Below are 22,501 nucleotides of genomic sequence, written 5' to 3' on the forward strand. Positions count from 1 at the left end.
CTTTGTGACGGCTTGTTACCGGTAAATGCCGTCTTTGCCATGAGCGGCCGTGGCGCGATTGCTGCGCACGCTGATCATCTGCTTGATGTCGATCCACTCGATGCCTTGGGCTTTCAATTTCGGCAGTTCACGTTCCAGCACGGCCAGCGTCTGTGGGTAGGGGTGACCAATCATCACCGCCGAACCCTGCTTGCGGGCCAGGCTGATCGCCGTCTGCAATTGGGTGAAAATGGCTGCTTCGGTGCGTTCGTCATCGAGAAACACATCCCGGGAAACGCTCGCCAGATCGATCTTCTGCGCCTGCTGCGCGGCGACGGTCTGGGCGCTGGTGCGGCTGTCGACGAAGAACTTGTGACGGCGCTGCAACTCACCCATCAACCACGCCATCGCCACCGGTTGAGCCGTCATGCGACTGCCCATGTGGTTATTGATGCCGGCGGTGTAGGGGACCATTTTGAATGCAGCGTCGAGCCGTTTCCCAAGTTCTTCGATGGGCAGTTCGGGATGCCAGGCAAACGGCCCGGTGGCCGGGTCCATCGGCATGTGCAGGATCACGATCTTGCCGGCGCGATGGGCTTCGCGGGCAAATTCGGTAGCGTGCGGGGTGTCGGGCATGATTGCCGTGGTGACTGGCCCGGGCAGGGCCAGCACGCGGCGATCCCGGGGCAGGTTCTGCCCCAGGTCGTCGATGATCAGTGTCAGGTAGGCTTTTTGAGGTGTCGGTCTGGCCGGTTCTGCGTGAGCAGCACCCGCCAGACAGCACAGCAGGACAAAGACGAAACGCAAAGACATCCTCAACGGCCGGACGTGATGCTCAGGCCTTTGAGCAGGCTCAGGGCCTGGGCCAACTGGTAATCGTCATCCTGCGGCATGGCTTTCGGTTTCGCGCCGGAGCCGGTCGGTTTGTCTGCGCCGCCGTTGCCGTTGCCCAGGTGACCCTGCAGGTCGGCTTCCTTGAAGTATTCGCCGTCCGCTTCGTTGGTGATCTTGGCCTTGCGCACTTCGATGTCCGGGACGATGCCCTGGGCCTGAATCGAGCGGCCGTTCGGCGTGAAGTACAGTGCGGTGGTGATCTTCAGCGCGCGGTCGTTGTTCAGCGGCAGCACGGTCTGCACCGAGCCTTTGCCGAAACTGGTGGTGCCCATGACCACGGCGCGTTTCTGGTCTTGCAGGGCGCCGGCGACGATTTCCGAGGCCGAGGCACTGCCACCGTTGATCAGCACGACCATTGGCACGGCTTCGCTTTCGTCCTTGCCGGTGGCGGAGAAGCGCAGTTCGGAGTTGGCGATCCGGCCCTTGGTGTAGACGATCAGGCCTTTGGTGATGAAGTGGTCGACCACTTCCACCGCTGCCTGCAGTACGCCGCCCGGGTTGTTGCGCAGGTCGAGGATGATGCCGTTGAGCTTCTTGCCGTTGTCCTTGCGCAGCTTGGCCAAGGCCTTGGAGACTTCCTCGCCGGTCTTGACCTGGAACTGGGTGATGCGGATCAGGCCGTAACCCGATTCCAGCAGTTGCGCCTTGACGCTCTTCACCTGAATTACCGCACGGGCCAAGGTCACGTCGAACGGTGTACCGCCGTCGCGCACCAGGGTCAGGGTGATTTTTTGGCCGATCTTGCCGCGCATCTTGTCCACGGCTTCGGTCATGGTCTGGCCACGAGTCGGCGCGCCGTTGATCTTGACGATGAAGTCACCGGCCTGGATGCCGGCCTTCGATGCTGGCGTATCGTCGATTGGCGACACGACCTTGATGAAACCGTCTTCCGAGCCGACTTCGATGCCCAGGCCGCCGAACTCACCGCTGGTGCTTTCCTGCAGCTCGGTGAAGTCTTCCGGGCCGAGGTAGGCCGAGTGCGGGTCCAGGTTGCTGAGCATGCCCTTGATGGCGTTTTCCAGCAGTGTCTTGTCGTCCACCGGTTCGACATAGGCGGCCTTGATCCGGTCCATGACCTCGGCAAAGGTGCGCAACTCTTCCAGCGGCAGCGGGGCCTTGGACGTCGCGGCAGTGCCTGCCGGAGCGACAGCCGGAGCCGGTTGAGCGGCGAACGCCAGAGGCGCGCCGATCACCAGGGCGATCGTCAGGGCCAGCGAGGTAAGACGGGACAAATGCAGCATGTCGAACGAACTCCTAAAGTTGGTGACTCAACGCCTATCCTTGCGCGCGGCACCATTGCGCCGGATCACTCGGGTGACCCTGCTGACGAATTGCGAAATACAGCGCTGGTGTGTCCTGCCCGCCACTGCTACCGACAGTGGAGATGGACTCACCGGCTTTTACCACGTCACCAGCCGACTTCAGCAGCGTCTGGTTATGACCGTAAAGGCTCAGAAAACCGTTGCCGTGGTCGAGGATCACCAGCAGCCCGGCACCGCGCAACCAGTCGGCAAACACCACGCGCCCGCCGTGTACGGCGTGAACCTGGCTGCCGGCGGAGGCGCTGATCATCACGCCATCCCACTTGGTGCGGGCATCGTCGCCACGGGTTTCACCGAAGCGTGCCAGCAGTCGACCATCAACCGGCCATGGAAGTTTTCCCCGGGTGGCGGCAAAAGGGCCGCCGAACGTCTCGCCGCTGCTGGAAACCAGCGCGCCAGGTGTGGGTCTGGCTTGTTTTCGCGGGGCGTCGCTGGTGTCCGAGTCCGCATCGGCGCGGGCCTGGGCCTCACGCAAACGCTTTTTTTCGGCTTCCTGCTGGGCGATGAGCGCTTTCTGCCGCGCTTCTTCTGCCTCACGGGCCTGGCGGGCCAGGGTTTCTTCAATGGTTTTAAGGACTTTAGACAGGTCTGCCTGATCCTGCTCGCGGGAGGCCAGTTTCTGATCGCGCGCTTTCACGTCGTCGTTGAGCTTGGCCAGCACCTGCTGGCGCTCCTTGCGAACCTTGTCGAGTGCGTCGCGCTGGGTATCCAGGTCGCTTTTCTGCACCAGCAACTGGGCTTGCTGGGCGGAGATGTCTTTTTCGACATTGGCCAGTTGGCGCAGGGTTTCGTTGAAATTCTTCAGCTGCTCCAGGCGGGCCTGGCTCAGGTAGTCGTAATAGGTGAGGGTGCGGGCGAATTTCTCGGGATTCTGCTGGTTGAGCAGCAGCTTGAGATATTCCTGCCGGCCGTTCTGATAGGCCGCGCGGGCCTGGATGGCGATCAGTCGTTGCTGTTCAGTGCGCGCGCTCTGGAGTTTTTTTTTCTCCGCATCGAGCCGCTGCAGCTCGGATTCGCTCTTCTTCAGCTCTTTTTGCAGGGCGTCGACCTGTTTCTCGAGATTGCCCATCTCGGTTTCAGTGCCCTTGAGCTCTTTCTGTACGCCGGATTTTTCTTCCTGGAGCTTGCCCAGCAGTTTTTTCAGCTCGGCGATGTCCTGACGCGTGGCGTCCAACTGTTGTTGGGTTTGCGCACGCTCGTCAGCGAAGGCCGGTTGGAGCAGGCATGTCAGAGCGAGGGCGATCAGGACGCGAAGCATAGGGGCGGGCGGCACCAGGGTAAGGGACGGCCTAGTATGCCCGCCCCACGCGGCAAAAAAAACGCCTCAAAGCCAACTGCTTTGAGGCGTTCGTCATAAAAAGCCGTTTCAGGCTGATTACAGGGCGTTTTTGATATCAGACCAGAATCGAAGTGCCAGTCATTTCCGCCGGTTTTTCCAGCCCCAGCAGTTTCAGCATGGTCGGCGCCACGTCCGCCAGCACGCCGCCTTCGCGCACCTTGAGGTCGCGTTTGCCGACATAGATGAACGGCACCGGCTCGGTGGTGTGCGCGGTGTGCGCCTGGCCGGTGGCTTCGTCGGCCATCTGCTCGACGTTGCCGTGGTCGGCGGTGATCAGCGCTTCGCCGCCGACCTTTTCCAGTGCCTCGACGATGCGGCCCACGCAGGTGTCCAGGCATTCAACGGCTTTCACAGCGGCGTCGAACACGCCGCTATGGCCGACCATGTCGCCGTTGGCGTAGTTGACCACGATCACGTCGTAGCGCTGGTGCTCGATGGCGTCAACGATACGGTCGGTGACTTCCGGCGCGCTCATTTCCGGCTGAAGGTCATAAGTGGCGACTTTCGGCGACGGGATCAGGATGCGCTCTTCACCCGGGAACGGTTCTTCGCGACCGCCGGAGAAGAAGAAGGTTACGTGGGCGTATTTTTCGGTTTCGGCGATGCGTAGCTGAGTTTTGCCGTTTTTCGCCAGGTAGTCGCCGAGCACGTTTTCCAGGCTGCCCGGCGCAAAGGCTGCTGGGGCCGGGATGCTGGCGGCGTATTGGGTCAGGCCCACGTACTGCACTTTTGGCTGGCGTGCGCGTTCGAATTCCTTGAAACCGTCTTCGACAAACACGCGGCTCAGCTCGCGGGCACGGTCGGCGCGGAAGTTCATGAACACCACGGCGTCGCCGTCATCGACTTTCACCGGCTCACCGATGCTGGTGGCCTTGACGAATTCGTCGCTCTCGCCACGGGCATAAGCGGCTTCCAGGCCTTCCTGGGCGGTGGCGGCGTTGAATTCGCCCTTGCCGTCGACGATCAGGTTGTAAGCCTGGGAGACGCGGTCCCAGCGGTTATCGCGGTCCATGGCGAAGTAGCGGCCGATGATGCTGGCGATGCGGCCCTTGCCGAGGGCCTGGAAGGTCGCGTCGAGCAGCTCGATCGACGACGCGGCGCTTTTCGGCGGCGTGTCACGGCCATCGAGGAAGGCGTGCAGGTAGATTTTTTCGGCGCCACGCTTGAAGGCCAGTTCGGCCATGGCGATCAGGTGATCCTGGTGGCTGTGAACGCCGCCGTCCGACAGCAGGCCCATGAAGTGCACGGCCTTGCCGGCGGCCACGGCTTTGTCCACGGCGGCGCAGATGGTCGGGTTCTCGAAGAACTCGCCGTCGCGGATCGCTTTGGTCACGCGCGTGAAGTCCTGATACACCACGCGGCCAGCGCCGAGGTTCATATGGCCGACTTCGGAGTTGCCCATCTGGCCGTCCGGCAGGCCGACGTCCATGCCGCTGCCCGAGATCAAGCCGTTCGGCACGGTGGCCCACAGGCGATCCAGCACGGGCTTCTTGGCCGCAAAGACGGCGTTGGATTCGGGGCTGTCGCTGTGACCGAAGCCGTCGAGAATCATCAGGACCAAAGGTTTAGGCGTGGTAGTCATGGAATCCACTCGTGGCTAATAAAGAAGAGGGCGATGGAAAAGGGAGTTGGAGTTTAAAGCGAAGTTCCGACCGCGTCACCGCCGGACGGGGTTTGGCCGACCATAGTGGCTGTGTATACTGGCCGACATTTTAACGCCCTGGAACCTCCTTCGATGGTTGCTCACCTGATTGAATTTGCCACTAACCACTACATTCTTGTCGGTATCTTCGTCGTACTGCTGGCATTGCTGCTGGCGCACACAGTGCAGGGCGGCGGTAAAAGCCTGAGCACGGGCGAGCTGACCGCACTGGTCAACAAGGAAGCCGGCGTGGTGGTGGACATCCGTCCGAGCAAGGATTACGCCGCCGGTCACATCGTTGGCGCGGTGAACATTCCCCAGGACAAACTGGCCGCCCGCATCGGCGAGCTGGAAAAACACAAGGCCAAGACCATCATTCTGGTCGACGCCCTGGGCCAGACCGCCGGCACCCACGCCCGCGAGCTGATGAAATCCGGCTTCACCGCCGCCAAGCTGTCCGGCGGGATTTCCAGCTGGAAAGGCGACAACCTGCCGCTGGTGAAGTGACATGAGCGAAGTCATCGTCTACTCCAGCGATTACTGCCCTTACTGCTCGCGCGCCAAGTACCTGCTCGCGAACAAAGGCGTGGCCTTCGAAGAGATCAAGGTCGATGGCAAGCCGCAAGTGCGCGCCGCCATGGCCCAGAAGGCCGGACGCACGTCCGTGCCGCAGATCTGGATCGGCGACACCCACGTCGGCGGATGTGACGATTTGTTTGCCCTGGAGCGCGCCGGCAAGCTCGACGCGCTGCTCAAGGCCTGAACTGCTGCACCTGCAAACCAAGAACCCTAAAAGACCCAAGATCAGAAAGGATCTGAGATGACTGACCAACAGAACACTGCAGCCAGCGAAGAAGAAACCGCACCGCAATTCTCCTTGCAGCGCATCTACGTACGCGACCTGTCCTTCGAAGCCCCGAAAAGCCCGGCGATCTTCCGCCAGCAGTGGGACCCGGCGGTCGGTCTGGATCTGAACACCCGTCAGAAGGCGCTGGAAGGCGATTTCTACGAAGTCGTGCTGACCCTGTCCGTCACCGTGAAAAACGGTGAAGAAGTTGCCTTCATCGCTGAAGTGCAACAGGCCGGTATCTTCCTGATCAAGAACCTGGACGCGGCTTCGATGAGCCACACTCTGGGTGCGTTCTGCCCGAACATCCTGTTCCCGTACGCTCGCGAAACCCTGGACAGCCTGGTGACCCGTGGTTCGTTCCCGGCCCTGATGCTGGCTCCGGTGAACTTCGACGCCCTGTACGCGCAAGAGCTGCAGCGCATGCAGGAAGCTGGCGAGACCCCGACCGTTCAGTAAGCGGTCGATGCAACAACGAAAAAAGCGCCGTTACAGGCGCTTTTTTCTTGGGCGATCGAATGGCGTTACTTGAAGTCGTTCTGCCGCCACGCTTCGTACACGGCCACCGCTACGGTGTTGGACAGGTTCAGGCTGCGGCAACCTTCGCGCATCGGCAGGCGCAGACGCTGTTCGGCGGGCAGGGCATCCAGCACTTCCGCCGGCAGGCCACGGCTTTCCGGGCCGAAGATGAACGCATCGCCCGGGACGAAAGCGGCATCGTGAAACGGTCGCGAACCCTTGGTGGTGAAGGCGAACAGCCGAGGGTTGCCGAGGCTTTCCAGGCAACTGGCCAGGTCGGCATGGCGCTGCAGAGTGGCATACTCGTGGTAGTCGAGACCGGCGCGACGCAGGCGCTTGTCGTCCATCTCGAAGCCCAGCGGTTCGATCAAATGCAGGTGGCAGCCGCTGTTGGCGCACAGCCTGATAACGTTACCGGTGTTCGGTGGAATTTCCGGTTGAAAAAGGATGACGTGAAACATGCACGGCTCCGAAGGTAAAGATGACGCGCATTCTACGCCGCAAGCCGACCCGCGTTCGAAACTATTCCCGCGGGTGATGGCGTCGCTGGCGATCGTCGGTGTGATGGTCGGGATGATGATCGGCCGTTTGACCACGCCTGACCCGAGCGTCTTGCAGCAGGTCGAGGTGATCGATGGCGGTCTGGCGGTCTGGTTCAACAACGAGCCGAAGCTGCACGGCGAGATCGTCGATGGCAGCGTTGCGCTGTTGTTCGAGGCTGAAGGCAAGGCGCAGAAGGGCCAGCTCAAGCTCAACGGCAAGGACGTGAACTGGCGGACGCGATTGAGTGACGGGGGGCTGTTGCTGACGCTGGTGGCGGCGCGGCCGCTGCAGGGCGACTGGGCCGGCCAGGCGGTCGATGACCGCTGGCGACTGGAGATCCATCTCCGGGAGCAATAAAAGAGGGAATCCCCGGCCTGCCTGTACCAAGGTTCCCGAAACGGGCGGGCTCATCGCATCGCGTACTGAGGCGGTGTAAAGAAGGAACCCCTGACCTGCCTGTATCAAGGGCCCCAAAAGGGTGGACTCGATGAGTCCGGTGTAAAGAGGGGAATCCCCGGCCTGCCTGTACCAAGGCCCCCGAAAGGGTTGGTGAAACGAATCACCTGATTGGGTTGTTGCAGGGGGCGTGCCACTTTTTATCGTTTTGAAACAAAAAAGCCCGACACAATGATGAAGGCCCCGTAATACGGGGCCTTCATCTTTTCATCGGATGGCTTTTCAGCGGGTTGCGGTGCAGGAATGAGCCAGCGACCGTGCCCGATTACGGGTCACGGTGCCTTGCGGCGGTGCAGGCGGGCGCTGAAGGTCAGCCTTCTTCGCCTTCGTCGTCATCCCCGCCATCGACCTTCATTCCCAGCTCCTTGATCTTGCGGGTCAAGGTGTTGCGGCCCCAGCCCAGCAGCACGGCAGCATCACGACGACGACCGGCGGTGTGCTTCAGCGCGGTCTCGATCATGATCCGCTCGAACGCCGGCACCGCGCTGTCGAGCAGGCTCGACTGGCCGCGTGCCAGAGCCTGATCGGCCCACTGGCGCAGCGCCTGTTCCCAATTGGTGACCGGTGCCGAGTCCTGCGGCAGGCTCAGCAGTTCCGGCGGCAGGTCGCTGATGTGCACCTCGCGCCCGGACGCCATCACCGTGATCCAGCGGCAGGTGTTTTCCAGCTGACGCACGTTGCCGGGCCATGGCAGGTTTTTCAGGTATTCCTCGGTCTCGCTTTTCAGCAGCTTTGGTTCGACTGCGAGCTCTTGCGCGGCGCGGCTGAGGAAGTGCTTGGCCAGGGTCGGGATGTCTTCGCGACGGTCCGACAGGCGCGGGATGTGGATGCGGATCACGTTGAGGCGGTGGAACAAGTCCTCACGGAATTTCCCGGCGTGAACCAGGGTTTCCAGATTCTGGTGAGTCGCGGCGATGATTCGTACATCAACCTTGACCGGCACGTGCCCGCCGACGCGATAGAACTCGCCGTCGGCCAGTACCCGCAGCAGCCGGGTCTGGGTATCCGCCGGCATGTCACCGATTTCATCAAGGAACAGTGTGCCGCCATCAGCCTGCTCGAAACGTCCGCGCCGCAGGTTGGCCGCGCCGGTGAAGGCGCCTTTCTCGTGGCCGAACAGCTCGGACTCCATCAGATCCTTCGGGATCGCCGCCATGTTCAGCGCGATGAACGGCGAGGCCGCACGCGGGCTGTGGCGGTGCAGGGCGTGGGCCACCAGTTCTTTACCGGTGCCGGATTCGCCGTTGATCAGCACGGTGATGTTGGAGTGGCTCAAGCGCCCGATGGCGCGAAACACTTCCTGCATCGCCGGCGCTTCGCCGATGATTTCCGGGGTGCGGGTCAGGGTCGGTGCGACTTCCAGGCCCTGTTGTTCCTGGGCGTGCTGGTTGGCGCGTTTGACCAGCGACACGGCTTCGTCGACATCGAACGGCTTGGGCAGGTACTCGAAGGCGCCGCCCTGATAGGAGGCGACAGCGCTGTCCAGATCGGAGTGAGCGGTCATGATGATGACCGGCAGTCGTGGGTGTTGCTCGCGAATCCGCGCCAGAAGGTCCAGACCGCTGGCACCCGGCATGCGGATGTCGGAGATGATCACGTCCGGCTGCTGGCGGGCCAGGCGGCTCATCACGCCATCGGCACTGTCGAAGCTCTGGGTGGTCATGCCTTCCTGTTGCAGGGCTTTTTCCAGGACCCAACGGATAGAACGGTCGTCATCGACGATCCACACGGTTTCACTACGGCTCATGTCGATGTGGCTCCTTGTTCCAGTGGCAGAAAGATCGAGAACGTGGTGTGGCCTGGATGGCTGTCACACTCGATCAGGCCCTGGTGCTGGCTGATGATGTTCTGGGTAATGGCCAGGCCCAGCCCGGTACCGTCCGGACGGCCGCTGACCATGGGAAAGAAAATGGTTTCCTGGAGTTCCGCGGGGATCCCCGGGCCGTTGTCGATGATCTCGATCTTGGTCACCAGGCGATGGCGGATGTGGCCGATGGTGAACTGGCGCATGGCGCGGGTACGCAGGCTGATGCGACCCAGGCGCAGTTCGTTCTGGCTGCTGATCGCCTGCATCGCGTTGCGTACGATGTTCAGCACGGCCTGAATCATTTGCTCGCGGTCGATCAATACGTCGGGAATGCTCGGGTCGTAATCGCGCACCAGCGTGATGCAGCCCTGGCTTTCGGCCTCGACCAGTTGGCAGACGCGCTCCAGCACTTCGTGGACGTTGCACAGGGCCAGCGACGGCAGTTTGTTCGAGCCGAGCATGCGGTCGACCAGATTGCGCAGGCGGTCGGCCTCTTCGATGATCACGTTGGTGTAGTCGCGCAGGCTGTCTTCCGGCAGCTCGCGGGCCAGCAATTGCGCGGCGCCACGAATGCCACCCAGCGGGTTCTTGATCTCGTGGGCGAGGCCGCGCACCAGCATCTTGCTGGTTTCCTGCTTGGACAGTTGCGCCTCTTCCTTGGTGATCCGCAGCAAGCGGTCGCGAGGGTGAACCTCCAGCAACAGCAGGGTCGCGCCGTTGCTGAGGATCGGCGTCACCGCGTAGTCCACGGTCAGGGTCTGACCGGTGAGGGCGGTGAGCATCGCTTCGCGCTTGGTGAACGGATGCGCCTGTTCCACCGCCTGGCGCAACGAATTGAGCGCTTCGGTAGATTCGGTGAACAGCTCGCTGATGAACTGGCCATGGCTGCGCTGACCGCTGATGGCCAGCAGCATCTCCGCCGCCGGGTTCATGTACTCGAGGCGCAATTCGGCATCGAGCAGGATGGTGGCGGTGGTCAGGTTGTCGAGCAGCAAACGGTGGAGTGCGTCGCTTATGGTCATCAGGACCTCTTTTGGAGCAAGGCGTGCGCAAGGAACCAAGCGCCGATATCAGGAAAATGCAAAAACCAAACCAAGGCTCCGAAAAGAAGCGTTCGACCCCTGAAACGGGCGTTTGACGCTCGTTTGCGTGGCGATCCGCCGGCCCTGACGGGTACTTTCGAACCAAAATGGGTTGCAATGTGGGTACGGTGCAGACTGTTGCACCAATATAGTGCGCAAAGCTGAACGGCGTTAGAAGAAACGCAGGAAGGGATTTTTCGGTTCGACGGGTTTGTCTTTCAGCGGGCATTCCGGGCGAACGCCGTAGTCTTCGGTGGTGCAGGGTTTGACCTGGCGTTTCTGTGCCAGCGAAATGCGCTGCATGTGGAACGGCTGATTGGCGGTGCGCTCGACGATGCGATCCTGCGCGTCGAGAATCTCCACCGACAGGTTATGGCTGCCGCGATCGATATTGCTCAGCGGGAACACCGGGCTAAGGCCGGGCTCTCCGGTGGCCTGGCCGTCCAGCAGCAGGCGATAGCGATGACCTTTTTGCAGCCCCGGCTCGCTGGTGATGCTGACGATCAATTCGCCGGCGCTGCTGCGAATGGTCGCGTCCGGTTCGGGAACCAGCACCCGCAGCATGTCGTAGCGGAACAGCGGTTGCTCTGGTGATTTTTCAGCTTTGGTGATGGGCGCCGCACCGGTCGGGTTTGAGGCCATGCGATTGCTGGTGGCCAGCGGCACACGCTTGGCATTGCCGCGCGGTTGATCGGTGTAGACCCGATTGCCCTGCGAGTCGACATAAGTGAAGACCTCGGCGGATGCACCAACCGCGAACAGAGCCAGACACACAGCGATCAACCCGCGAGTCATGGCTTGTGCACCCGCTGCACAGTGAAGACCACTGCCGGACTCTGCTGAATGATCGCCTCGCCATTGATCACCTGAACCGCCAGCCGATGCTCACCCCGGTCAATGTTCACCAGTTGCAGGATCGGCACGTTGCTCGGCTGGCCATAAGGCGCGTCGTCCAGCAGCAGGCGCAATTGATGTGGCGGTTGCAGGCGCGGCTTGATCAGCACGCTGACGGTGAACGTGCCGTTGTTGGCGCGCAGGGCCTCTTCGGTGGGCAGGCCGGTCAGTTCCAGCACGTCATAGGCATTGCGCGCAGGCGCCCGGCTGGCCGTGTCCGACGACGGCGCGCTCGGTGCCTGAGGCTGGACGCTGTTGAGCGGCGGCAACTCCACCGGCTGCGCCTTCACGCCGTCCGGCGCATGATCGCTGTACACCGTGTTGCCGCTGGCGTCGGTGTATTTGTAGATCTGCGCGCTGGCGGGCAGTGCGATCAGCAGCATCAGGAGCAAAAAACCACGACCCATGAAATCGACCGATAAACGATGAGAGTGGATGCAGCATAGGCCAGGGAGCGGCGGTTGACTCTGTCGGCTCAACATCCGCTCACACAAACCGGGTGATTTTCATCAGTCTTTAACTGCTGAAATTGAGCATGCGTTTCTGCTTTCCAACCGGTAGCACCGGTTTCGGGCAGCCTTCAGGGCCGGGAAAGGTCTGCTGGCCTGACTCGTCGTACTGCGTGGTGCAACCGACGGGTCCCTTGTCGTAAAACGCACGACTTTTAACCACGCCGTTGCGGTGATAGCAAAGTTGCTCTCCGGTCAGGTCGCCACCGTACTCGTAACTTTTGACTTGCTGTTGATTGATGGTCATCCAACTGAAGCCCACCGAGTTTTTCTGGCATTCGATCTGACCGTTGTCGTAGAACGTACGCTCGGTGATCTTGTCATTGTCGCCAATGATCTTCTCGCTGGTTTTCTGACCTGTTTCGTAGTTGTAATTTACGAAACCCTGGCTTTTACCAAAGAGAAAATCGGTTTCCCACTCCAGCCTCCCGCGATTGAAAAAACGAAACTTTCCACATCGGTCAATCGTTGGGCCATTGTTGTCGAAACGGCACCAGTTGGATTCCTCATACAGCATTTCATCCTGGTCGTAACGTTTCATCAGGCCGATGAAACGTCCCAGTTCGAAGCGACCGACCGTAGCCGGCGTGCCATCGTGCAAGTAAGTCAGGTACGGGCCTTCACGCTCATCGTTGTGCCATGAGAAATCGTTGATCAGTACGCTGCCATCGTTGCTGTAATCCAGAGAGCGACCTTCTTTTTTGCCGTTTTCGTAATTGCGCAAGTTCAGCAGTTTGCCGTCAGGGCTGTAGAACTCTTGGGTGCCAGACAACACATCGGCCTTGTAATGCTCGATCAGGACCAAGACACCGCTGGCATCGGTTTCTCTCAGCTCTCCTTCTTTTTTGCCGGCTATAAAGTTGACGTTCTGGCTGTGGCCCTTGTCGTTCTTGAGAACCCATGGTCCGCTTTTCAGGTCGTTTTCGAAGGAGCCGCTGCCCTCTTGGGTCACCCAAGGGCCTTCGCGCTTGTAGTCGCGGTAACTGCCGCGCTCGGTGACGGTGCCGGTGATTTCTTCGCTCGGGCCGTCGAGTGCGCCGTGCAGGTAAGTCTGGAACCCGGTCGTCGTGTTATCGGAATCGCCATCGTCGAGGATTGCCCAGCGTCCCTCGCGCAGGTCATCGACATATTGTCCGGTGAAGGATTTCGAATACTCGGTTTCGGTCCATTCACCCTGTCGCTTGCCCGCCACATAGTTGCCGCTGGCCGAGTATTTAAAATCCTTGGCAAAAGACCAGGCGCCCACGCGCAAACCATCTTTGTAGGCGCCTCGACCATCGATCTCACCGTAGTTATATGAAATCGATTCACCTTCTTCGCTGCCATTGAACATTGCGGGCGCAGTTTCCCAGGCCATGCGGCTGACCTGATAGTTGTAAAGCATGCGATTGCCGTCATTGAGCGGGGTTTCGATGCCGCGCCAGAACGTGACCGTGAGAAAGCGCCCGCCTTTTTCCTGATAGGTCTTTTTGAAGTAGTGCTGATCAGCACCGGGCGTGTCGATGTCGAGAGGCTTGGCTTGCTCATTGAAGTAGCCGACCAGTGTTCCTGCAGTGAGATCGAGTTGGTCGAACTCGTGAATGCCCGATTGCTCGTAGTGGAAGCGGTAGTTGGCAGGCGTGAGTTGGCTGAGGGCTTTTTTGACTGTTAGCGCATCCAGCTGCTTCTTGCCGGCAGTGATGCGGTCGAGGCCTTTTTGCAAGGCCGTTACGCGGTGATAAAGATGATCGTTAATGTCGTATTTGTAAGCGTAGATTCGGTACGCAGCTTTTTGCCGGAATAGAACAAAGCGGGTTGGATCTTCGCTGTCCAGCGCCATAAGGAAAACGGATTCGATGGTCGCAGGGCCAAAATCATCAAGCAACTGCGGACGTTCGCCCGGCGTCTCACAAAGGCAGTAATAACCTTTGACGCCGTTCGCTTCCTTGATGAACGCCAGGGTCATCGAGCTTTCTTGCAAGCCCTGAATCAGCGGGTGAGCCAGTGGCTTGTCTTCATAGAAATCGGCAGCGCCGGCTGTCGAGCAAGCGAGGCCCGCCATCAGGGCGATAGCCCGTAACCACTTCATGCGAATCCCTTCGTCAAGGCGCCGGTCGTGGCGCGAAAGCGGCGGATTATCCATGGATGAGCGGGCACAAAAAAGGCCTCCCGAAGGAGGCCTCTCTTTTGTCACGCCGCGTAGCGCAGCGCTACCGGATCAGCAGCTGTAGTACAGCTCATATTCCAGTGGGTGTACGAAGGTGCGAACCTTGATTTCTTCTTCGGATTTCAGCGCGATGTAGGCGTCGATGAAGTCGTCGGAGAACACGCCGCCCTTGGTCAGGAACGCGCGGCCCTTGTCCAGCTCTTCCAGGGCTTCTTTCAGGCTGCCGCAAACTTGCGGGATCTCTTTCGCCTCTTCAGGCGGCAGGTCGTACAGGTTTTTGTCAGCCGCATCGCCTGGGTGGATCTTGTTCTGGATACCGTCCAGACCAGCCATCAGCAGCGCTGCGAAAGCCAGGTACGGGTTGGCAGCCGGATCCGGGAAACGTGCTTCGATACGACGGCCGCGTGGGCTGTTGACGTAAGGAATACGGATCGAGGCGGAACGGTTGCGAGCCGAGTAGGCCAGCATCACCGGAGCTTCGAAACCTGGCACCAGACGCTTGTAGGAGTTGGTGGCCGGGTTGGTGAAGCCGTTCAGGGCCTTACCGTGCTTGATGATACCGCCGATGAAGTACAGGGCGGTTTCGGACAGGCCGGCATAGCCTTCGCCAGCGAAGGTGTTCTTGCCATCTTTGGCGATGGACATGTGAACGTGCATACCCGAACCGTTATCGCCGTACAGAGGCTTCGGCATGAAGGTCGCGGTGCGGCCATAGGCATCGGCCACGTTGTGTACAACGTATTTCAGAGTCTGAACTTCGTCAGCTTTCTTCACCAGGGTGTTGAACTTGACACCAATTTCGTTTTGACCGGCAGTTGCCACTTCGTGGTGGTGAACTTCAACGGTCTGACCCATCTCTTCCAGTGCGTTGCACATGGCGGTACGGATTTCGTGGTCGTGGTCGAACGGCGGAACCGGGAAGTAGCCGCCTTTCACGCCTGGACGGTGGCCCTTGTTGCCGCCTTCCACGTCCTGGTCGGACATCCACGAGCCTTGCTCGGAGTAGATCTTGAACATCGAACCGGAGATGTCGGACTTGAACTTCACTTCGTCGAAGATGAAGAACTCTGGCTCTGGACCGGCGAATACGGTGTCACCGATACCGGTGGTCTTCAGGTATTCCTCGGCACGGTGGGCGATGGCGCGCGGGTCGCGATCGTAGCCTTGCATGGTCGACGGTTCGATGATGTCGCAGACCAGGATCAGGGTCGGCTCTTCGGTGAACGGGTCGAGAACGGCGGTTTCGTCGTCCGGCAGCAGGATCATGTCGGAGGCTTCGATGCCTTTCCAGCCAGCGATGGAGGAACCGTCGAACATCTTGCCAACTTCGAAGAAGTCGTCTTCCAGCGCATCGCGAGCCGGCATGGTCACGTGGTGCTGAGTGCCTTTGGTGTCCGTGAAGCGCAGATCAATCCACTTGACGTCATGATCTTTGATGAGTTGAACCGACTTCGACATAGTGTCCTCCGGGTGGCTTAGGGCTGGTAGTGGATGCCCTTAAATGTTGGTGATGCCGGCGCGAATACTCTGCCAAGGCAACCTGCCTCACAAGGGAGCAAATTGCATGCCAGTGCCCCAGCATGGGTTTTTTGCCCCAAATTCACGCTTATAAAGGTGCGAAGCGCATAAAGGGTGAAAATCTCGCCCTTTAATGTAGCGCTTTAAGTCGAAAATGACCCGTTTTGGTGCATGCAAAACCTTCTGCACATTAACTGGTTAAACCTTGAGCAATTTCCGCTATAATCCGCGCCCCCCTTTTTCGGCTGGCCCTGCGCGCGCTGTTTTCATGAAACTAATCGTAAAAGTCTTCCCCGAGATCACCATCAAAAGCCGACCTGTCCGGACGAAATTCATCCGCCAGCTGGCCAAGAACATCCGCACCGTGCTCCGCGACCTGGACCCGGCCGTGGTGGTGAACGGTGTGTGGGACAATCTCGAGCTGGAAACCCGCGTTACAGACCCCAAGGCCCTGAAAGAGATGGGCGAGCGCCTGACCTGCATGCCGGGCATCGCGCACTTTCTGCAGATCGACGAGTACCCGCTGGGCGACTTCGACGACATCACCGAGAAGTGCAAAGAGCACTACGGCGATGCACTGGCCGGGAAGATTTTCTCGGTGCGCTGCAAGCGTGCGGGCAAGCATGCCTTCAGCTCGATGGACGTCGAAAAATACGTCGGCAGCAAGCTGCGCCGTGAGTGCGGTGCCGCCGGAATCGACTTGAAACAGCCGGAAATCGAAGTCCGCATCGAAGTTCGCGACAAACGGTTGTTCGTGATCCACAGCCAGCACAATGGCATCGGCGGCTACCCGCTCGGTGCGCTGGAACAGACGCTGGTATTGATGTCCGGTGGCTTTGACTCGACGGTTGCCGCCTACCAGATCATGCGTCGCGGCCTGATGGCGCACTTCTGCTTCTTCAATCTGGGCGGTCGTGCCCACGAATTGGGCGTGATGGAAGTCGCGCATTTCATCTGGAAGAAGTACGGCAGCTCGCAACGCGTGCTATTTGTCAGTGTTCCGTTCGAAGAAGTGTTGGGCGAAATTCTCGGCAAAGTCGATAACAGTCATATGGGCGTCGTATTGAAGCGTATGATGTTGCGCGCATCCTCGGCCATCGCCGAGCGTCTGCACATTGATGCGCTGGTCACCGGCGAGGCGATCTCCCAGGTGTCGAGCCAGACGCTGCCGAACCTGTCGGTGATCGACTGCGTGACCGACAAACTGGTCCTGCGTCCGCTGATCGTCGCCCACAAGCAGGACATCATCGACACGGCCAACGAGATCGGCACCGCCGATTTCGCCCGGCACATGCCGGAATACTGCGGGGTCATTTCGGTCAATCCGAAAACCGCCGCCAAGCGTGGTCGCGTTGAGCACGAAGAGCAGGAATTCGACATGGCGGTGCTTGAGCGTGCGCTCGCAAACGCCAGACTGGTGCCGATCGATCGGGTGATCGACGAATTGGGCCAGGATTTGCAAATCGAAGAAGTCAGCGAAGCACTGGCCGGCCAGATCGTCATCGACATCCGTCACCCGGATGCCGCCGAGGATGAGCCGCTGGAGCTCGAGGGCATAGAAGTACAGACGATGCCGTTCTACGCAGTGAACGCTCGTTTCAAGGAGCTGGATCCGACTCGCCAGTACCTGCTGTATTGCGACAAAGGCGTGATGAGTCGCCTGCATGCTCACCATTTGCTCAGTGAGGGGCATGCCAATGTGCGCGTTTATCGACCGAGCTAAGTGCCCGGGGCTGTTTGCCTGTGGCCTGCGTCACCGGCCCCCCGACACCGCCGTCAAGCTGTAACGGCCATGCCGGACACTACTGCTAATCGCTGCCAAGACTTGTCAGCAAACCGAATCCTCTGATCGAGATACACAAGTGATCGAAAATCTACGCAACATCGCCATCATCGCCCACGTTGACCATGGTAAAACCACCCTGGTAGACAAACTCCTGCGTCAATCCGGCACTCTGGAGCGCAACGAGCTCAACGACGAGCGCGTGATGGACTCCAACGACCAGGAAAAAGAGCGCGGCATTACCATTCTGGCGAAAAACACCGCCATCAACTGGAACGGCTACCACATCAACATCGTGGACACCCCGGGCCACGCCGACTTCGGCGGCGAAGTTGAGCGCGTAATGTCCATGGTTGACTCCGTGCTGCTGCTGGTCGACGCTCAAGACGGCCCTATGCCGCAAACCCGTTTCGTGACCAAGAAGGCTTTCGAAGCCGGCCTGCGTCCAATCGTGGTCATCAACAAGGTTGACCGTCCGGGCGCGCGTCCTGACTGGGTTCTGGACCAGATCTTCGATCTGTTCGACAACCTGGGCGCTACCGAAGAACAACTGGACTTCCAGGTTGTTTACGCCTCGGCCCTGAACGGCATCGCCGGTCTGGACCACACCGCCATGGCGGAAGACATGACCCCGCTGTACCAAGCGGTTGTCGACCACGTTCCAGCTCCTGCTGTTGACCGTGACGGTCCGTTCCAGATGCAGATCTCCGCTCTGGACTACAACAGCTTCCTGGGTGTTATCGGTGTTGGCCGTATCGCTCGTGGTCGCGTCAAGCCGAACACTCCGGTTGTGGCTATCGATGCCAACGGCAAGCGCCGCAACGGCCGTATCCTGAAGCTGATGGGTCACCACGGTCTGCACCGCATCGACGTTGAAGAAGCAGCTGCTGGCGACATCGTCTGCATCAGCGGTTTCGACGAGCTGTTCATCTCCGACACCCTGTGCGACATCAACACCGTCGAGGCGATGAAGCCTCTGACCGTTGACGAGCCAACCGTTTCCATGACCTTCCAGGTAAACGACTCGCCATTCTGCGGTAAAGAAGGCAAGTTCGTGACTTCCCGTAACATCAAGGATCGTCTGGACAAAGAGCTGCTGTACAACGTTGCACTGCGCGTTGAAGAAGGCGACTCGGCTGACAAGTTCAAGGTATCCGGCCGTGGTGAGCTGCACCTCTCGGTACTGATCGAAACCATGCGTCGCGAAGGCTTCGAGCTGGCCCTGGGCCGTCCTGAAGTGATCATCCGTGAAGTTGACGGCGTGAAGCAGGAACCGTTCGAAAACGTAACCATCGACATCCCTGAAGAATCGCAGGGCAAGGTCATGGAAGAGATGGGTCTGCGTAAAGGCGACCTGAGCAACATGGTGCCGGATGGCAAGGGCCGTGTTCGTCTGGAATACAACATCCCTGCTCGCGGTCTGATCGGTTTCCGTAACCAGTTCCTGACCCTGACCAACGGTGCTGGCATCCTGACCTCGATCTTCGATCGTTACGCTCCAGTGAAGTCGGGCCACATGTCTGGCCGTCAGAACGGCGTTCTGGTTTCGGTTGAAACCGGCAAGGCTCTGACCTACTCCCTGGAAACCCTGCAGGCTCGTGGCAAGCTGTTCGTAGAACACGGCCAGGAGATCTACAACGGTCAGATCGTTGGTCAGAACTCCCGCGACAACGACCTGGGTGTAAACCCGACCAAAGGCAAGAAGCTCGACAACATGCGTGCTTCGGGTAAAGACGAAACCATCGCTCTGGTTCCACCTGTTCGCTTCACCCTGGAACAGGCTCTGGAATACATCCAGGAAGACGAGCTGTGCGAAGTCACTCCTAAGTCCATCCGTCTTCGCAAGAAGATCCTGGACGAAAGCGAGCGTACCCGCGCTGCCAAGAAAGCCAAGGCGTAATTTAGCCCAGGCTTAAAAAAACGCCCCCGGTCGAGAGACCGGGGGCGTTTTTGTTTGTCCGGGTTTTTTGATGTCTCGTTCCCACACAAGGCGTGGGAGCGATCAAGGGCAGATCAGAACTTCTCGATCGCCCGGAAATTCTGCACCCGCTCCACTTCCTTCGGCTTGTACGCGCAATACCCCGGGCGCGGCCCGATCTTCGGGTGGTTGCGGCAAGTGTCCGGGCGCTTGTCATAAATGGTGCACAGCCGGCTCTTACGATCCAGGTAGTAGCAATCGTTGTTGCTCATGCGCTGCAGGGTGAAGATCCCCGACTTCTGGTTGAAGCGCTCCACCAGGCCTTCCTTTTGCAGGCGCTTGGCGATGTTCTTCGGCGGGTCGCCCAGTTCGAACTCGTCGACCACACCGATGCGCACCAGATCCTTGATCTTGACCTCGACCGGCAGCGTGCAGCAGCTGGACATGCACGAACCGCACATCGGGGCCGAATATTTGGCCCAGGTATCGAGACGGTCGATCTCGGCTGCGGCGATCAGGTTGGGCTTCATCATCGGGGTTTACCAGGCATGTGCATCAGGGCGCGCGATCATACCGGGACTGGTGGATTTTTGAACAACCTTTCGCCAGATTTTTTCTTCCTGCCGCCACCAGGGCTGACAATTCGGCACGGCCCCTGCATTCATTCAGGCATTCGCCAGGGTATTGCCGGACGAACGCTCACTCTCAGGAAAAACTGCCGAACCAGAGCCAACACCGTCGGTCAGACCGTCTAGGCTCTGACAATTCCCCGCTCGCTCGAGGTCCTATCGATGACTCAAGAACCACTAGTTCGCGAAGCAGAGGTGGCCGCATTCCGCGACGCCGTCCTGACCAAACTCACCTACGCGGTGGGCAAAGACCCGGATCACGCCTTCGACCATGACTGGTTCGAAGCCATCGCCCTGGCGGCGCGCGATCACATGGTCGAGCACTGGATGGACCACACCCGGCAGATCTACCGCAAAGGTCAGAAGCGGGTGTATTACCTCTCGCTGGAATTCCTCATCGGTCGTTTGCTGTACGACAGCCTGAGCAACCTCGGTCTGCTCGACGTCGCCCGTGAAGCATTGACCGAACTGGGCGTGGATCTGGAGCGCATCCGCCTGCTGGAACCTGACGCTGCACTGGGCAACGGTGGCCTCGGACGGCTGGCAGCGTGCTTCATGGAAAGCATGTCGACCCTCGGCATCGCCGGTCATGGTTACGGCATCCGATACGAACACGGGTTGTTCCGTCAGGCCATTGTCGATGGCTGGCAGCAGGAGCAGACCGAACACTGGCTGGATTTCGGCAATCCGTGGGAGTTCGAGCGGCCGGAGGTCGTGTATTCCATCGGGTTTGGCGGCAGCGTCGAGACCGTCACCGATGTCAGCGGCAAGAGCAAACAGGTCTGGCACCCGGCAGAAACCGTCCGGGCGATTGCCTACGACACCCCGGTGGTCGGCTGGCGCGGGGCGAGCGTCAACACCTTGCGCCTGTGGCGGGCCCGGGCGATGGAAGATCTGCACCTGGAGCGCTTCAACGCGGGTGACCACCTAGGAGCGGTCGCCGAAGTGGCCCGGGCCGAGAGTATCTCCCGCGTTCTTTATCCGGCGGACAGCACCGAGGCCGGACAGGAATTGCGCCTGCGTCAGGAATACTTCTTCGTCGCCGCATCGCTTCAGGATCTGCTGCGCCGTCATCGCAACATGCACACCTCGGTGCTGACCCTGGGCGATCACGCGGCGATCCAGCTCAACGACACGCACCCCTCGATCGCCGTCGCCGAACTGATGCGCCAACTGGTCGACGTCTACGACGTTGCCTGGGATGCGGCGTGGCAAGTCACTGTCGACACGCTCTCGTACACCAACCACACGCTGCTGCCCGAAGCGCTGGAAACCTGGCCGGTGGGGCTGATGGAGCGCATGTTGCCCCGGCACATGCAGATCATTTACCTGATCAACGCCCAGCACATCGATTCGCTGCGGGCCAAGGGCATCCACGATTTCGACGTGCTGCGCGCGGTGTCGCTGATCGAAGAGGACAATGGCCGCCGGGTGCGCATGGGCAACCTCGCATTCCTCGGCTCCCACAGCGTCAACGGCGTATCCGGGCTGCACACGCAACTGATGCGCAAGACCGTGTTCGCTGAACTGCACAAGCTCTACCCGGAGCGGATCAACAACAAGACCAACGGCATCACCTTCCGCCGCTGGCTGTACCAGGCCAACCCGGAGCTGACGTCGATGCTGGTCGATTCCCTCGGCCCGGACGTTCTGGATAACCCCGAACAGCGTCTGCTCGATCTCGAGCCTTTCGCCGAGAAAACCGCCTTCCGCAAAGCCTTCGCCGAGCAACGGCTGCACAGCAAAAAGGCCCTCGCCTATTTGATTCACGAACGGTTGGGGATCGCGGTCAACCCGGCGGCGATGTTCGACGTGCAGGTCAAGCGGATCCACGAATACAAACGCCAGTTGCTCAACCTGATGCACACCGTCGCGCTGTATCAGGCGATCCGCGCCGAGCCGGAAATCGACTGGGTGCCGCGAGTGAAAATCTTCGCCGGCAAAGCGGCGGCGAGCTATCACCAGGCCAAGCTGATCATCAAACTGACCAACGATATCGCCCGCGTGGTGAACAACGACCCGACCGTGCGCGGGCTGCTGAAAGTGGTGTTCCTGCCCAACTACAACGTCAGCCTGGCGGAAAGCATCATTCCGGCAGCGGACTTGTCGGAGCAGATCTCTACCGCCGGTTTCGAAGCCTCGGGCACCAGCAACATGAAGTTCGGCCTCAACGGCGCGCTGACCATCGGCACCCTCGACGGCGCCAACGTGGAAATGTGCGAGCGCATCGGTGCCGAGCATATGTTTATCTTTGGCCTCAGTGCCCAGCAGGTCGAAGCGCGCAAGCAGAACCACGAGTTCAGCGCGGTGCCGGATATCGCCGCCTCCCATCGTTTGAACGATGTATTGCAGGCAATTCGCGGCGGGGTGTTTTCACCGGACGACACGTCGCGCTACACCGGGCTGATCGATTCGCTGGTGGATTACGACCGCTTCCTGGTCTGCGCCGATTTCGACTCGTACTGGGAGGCGCAAATGCGCGTCGATGCGCTCTGGCACGATTCCAACAAGTGGTGGCGCTCGGCGGTGTTGAACACGTCGCGGATGGGCTGGTTCTCCTCCGACCGGACGATTCGCGAGTACGCCACGGATATCTGGAAGGCATTGGAGTAACTTTTAGCGACAAATGTGCGCCCGGCCCCCACGCTTGTTGGGCCGGGCCGATATACTGAGC

Annotated in this window: 19 protein-coding genes; 7 read left to right on the plus strand and 12 right to left on the minus strand. The window is 60.0% G+C overall.

The window, feature by feature from the left end; translation table 11 throughout:
* Positions 1–15 precede the first annotated feature (15 nt).
* From AC07VV_RS16825 to gpmI, 4 genes are all read right to left on the minus strand, one after another.
* Positions 16–792: a divergent polysaccharide deacetylase family protein gene (locus AC07VV_RS16825; protein ID WP_495036867.1), complete on the minus strand. Its 777-nt coding sequence runs from the start codon at positions 790–792 to the stop codon at positions 16–18.
* 2 nt (positions 793–794) lie between these two features.
* Complete coding sequence (locus AC07VV_RS16830) at positions 795–2,114, minus strand: S41 family peptidase (protein WP_096821959.1); 1,320 nt, start codon at positions 2,112–2,114, stop codon at positions 795–797.
* Positions 2,115–2,148: 34 nt separating this feature from the next.
* Complete coding sequence (locus tag AC07VV_RS16835) at positions 2,149–3,453, minus strand: murein hydrolase activator EnvC family protein (protein WP_102622641.1); 1,305 nt, start codon at positions 3,451–3,453, stop codon at positions 2,149–2,151.
* 136 nt (positions 3,454–3,589) lie between these two features.
* Positions 3,590–5,116 (minus strand): 2,3-bisphosphoglycerate-independent phosphoglycerate mutase, encoded by a 1,527-nt coding sequence (gpmI, locus tag AC07VV_RS16840; protein WP_495036868.1) that lies wholly within the window; start codon positions 5,114–5,116, stop codon positions 3,590–3,592.
* Between the two features lie 153 nt (positions 5,117–5,269).
* On the opposite strand from gpmI, the gene AC07VV_RS16845 reads away from it, so the two are divergent.
* Genes AC07VV_RS16845 through secB form a run of 3 tightly spaced genes read left to right on the plus strand, consistent with a single transcriptional unit; the run spans position 5,270 to position 6,482 of the window.
* Entirely contained in the window at positions 5,270–5,683 is a 414-nt protein-coding gene (locus tag AC07VV_RS16845) for a rhodanese-like domain-containing protein (protein WP_096821962.1), read from the plus strand.
* A gap of 1 nt (position 5,684) precedes the next feature.
* Complete coding sequence (gene grxC, locus AC07VV_RS16850; protein WP_096821963.1) at positions 5,685–5,939, plus strand: glutaredoxin 3; 255 nt, start codon at positions 5,685–5,687, stop codon at positions 5,937–5,939.
* Between the two features lie 57 nt (positions 5,940–5,996).
* Positions 5,997–6,482, plus strand: a complete 486-nt coding sequence (gene secB / locus AC07VV_RS16855; protein ID WP_085733279.1) for a protein-export chaperone SecB — start codon at positions 5,997–5,999, stop codon at positions 6,480–6,482.
* Between the two features lie 65 nt (positions 6,483–6,547).
* Here secB and trmL read toward each other — a convergent pair whose 3' ends face one another.
* Positions 6,548–7,003: a tRNA (uridine(34)/cytosine(34)/5-carboxymethylaminomethyluridine(34)-2'-O)-methyltransferase TrmL gene (gene trmL / locus AC07VV_RS16860; RefSeq protein ID WP_027611265.1), complete on the minus strand. Its 456-nt coding sequence runs from the start codon at positions 7,001–7,003 to the stop codon at positions 6,548–6,550.
* On the opposite strand from trmL, the gene AC07VV_RS16865 reads away from it, so the two are divergent.
* Positions 7,002–7,442 (plus strand): hypothetical protein, encoded by a 441-nt coding sequence (locus tag AC07VV_RS16865; RefSeq protein ID WP_457380955.1) that lies wholly within the window; start codon positions 7,002–7,004, stop codon positions 7,440–7,442. The two genes, trmL and AC07VV_RS16865, sit on opposite strands and share 2 nt — an antisense overlap.
* A gap of 409 nt (positions 7,443–7,851) precedes the next feature.
* Here AC07VV_RS16865 and ntrC read toward each other — a convergent pair whose 3' ends face one another.
* The 6 genes from ntrC to glnA all read right to left on the minus strand — a co-directional run bounded on the left by ntrC (position 7,852) and on the right by glnA (position 15,437).
* Positions 7,852–9,288, minus strand: a complete 1,437-nt coding sequence (gene ntrC, locus AC07VV_RS16870; RefSeq protein ID WP_096821966.1) for a nitrogen regulation protein NR(I) — start codon at positions 9,286–9,288, stop codon at positions 7,852–7,854.
* Complete coding sequence (gene glnL / locus AC07VV_RS16875) at positions 9,285–10,370, minus strand: nitrogen regulation protein NR(II) (RefSeq protein ID WP_096821967.1); 1,086 nt, start codon at positions 10,368–10,370, stop codon at positions 9,285–9,287. Before glnL ends, ntrC begins: the two co-directional genes overlap by 4 nt.
* Before the next feature lie 231 nt (positions 10,371–10,601).
* Complete coding sequence (locus AC07VV_RS16880) at positions 10,602–11,225, minus strand: DUF4124 domain-containing protein (RefSeq protein WP_495036869.1); 624 nt, start codon at positions 11,223–11,225, stop codon at positions 10,602–10,604.
* Positions 11,222–11,731, minus strand: coding sequence for a DUF4124 domain-containing protein (locus AC07VV_RS16885; protein WP_495036870.1), 510 nt, complete (start codon positions 11,729–11,731; stop codon positions 11,222–11,224). Before AC07VV_RS16885 ends, AC07VV_RS16880 begins: the two co-directional genes overlap by 4 nt.
* Positions 11,732–11,840: 109 nt before the next feature.
* Positions 11,841–13,955, minus strand: a complete 2,115-nt coding sequence (locus tag AC07VV_RS16890) for a toxin-antitoxin system YwqK family antitoxin (protein WP_495036871.1) — start codon at positions 13,953–13,955, stop codon at positions 11,841–11,843.
* 75 nt (positions 13,956–14,030) lie between these two features.
* Positions 14,031–15,437, minus strand: coding sequence for a glutamate--ammonia ligase (glnA, locus tag AC07VV_RS16895; RefSeq protein WP_085712782.1), 1,407 nt, complete (start codon positions 15,435–15,437; stop codon positions 14,031–14,033).
* Between the two features lie 328 nt (positions 15,438–15,765).
* Between glnA and thiI the strand changes: the two genes are divergently transcribed.
* Positions 15,766–17,220 (plus strand): tRNA uracil 4-sulfurtransferase ThiI, encoded by a 1,455-nt coding sequence (gene thiI / locus AC07VV_RS16900; protein WP_096821970.1) that lies wholly within the window; start codon positions 15,766–15,768, stop codon positions 17,218–17,220.
* A gap of 139 nt (positions 17,221–17,359) precedes the next feature.
* On the plus strand, positions 17,360–19,180 hold the full coding sequence (gene typA / locus AC07VV_RS16905) for a translational GTPase TypA (RefSeq protein ID WP_096821971.1): 1,821 nt from the start codon (positions 17,360–17,362) through the stop codon (positions 19,178–19,180).
* A 113-nt stretch (positions 19,181–19,293) separates the two neighbouring features.
* On the opposite strand, the gene AC07VV_RS16910 is transcribed toward typA, so the two are convergent.
* Positions 19,294–19,731: a YkgJ family cysteine cluster protein gene (locus AC07VV_RS16910; RefSeq protein ID WP_025110918.1), complete on the minus strand. Its 438-nt coding sequence runs from the start codon at positions 19,729–19,731 to the stop codon at positions 19,294–19,296.
* 258 nt (positions 19,732–19,989) lie between these two features.
* Here AC07VV_RS16910 and AC07VV_RS16915 point away from each other — a divergent pair, with 258 nt between their 5' ends.
* On the plus strand, positions 19,990–22,440 hold the full coding sequence (locus AC07VV_RS16915; RefSeq protein ID WP_495036872.1) for a glycogen/starch/alpha-glucan phosphorylase: 2,451 nt from the start codon (positions 19,990–19,992) through the stop codon (positions 22,438–22,440).
* Positions 22,441–22,501: the final 61 nt, after the last annotated feature.

This window comes from Pseudomonas sp. GW821-FHT02C04 (genome assembly GCF_059421845.1).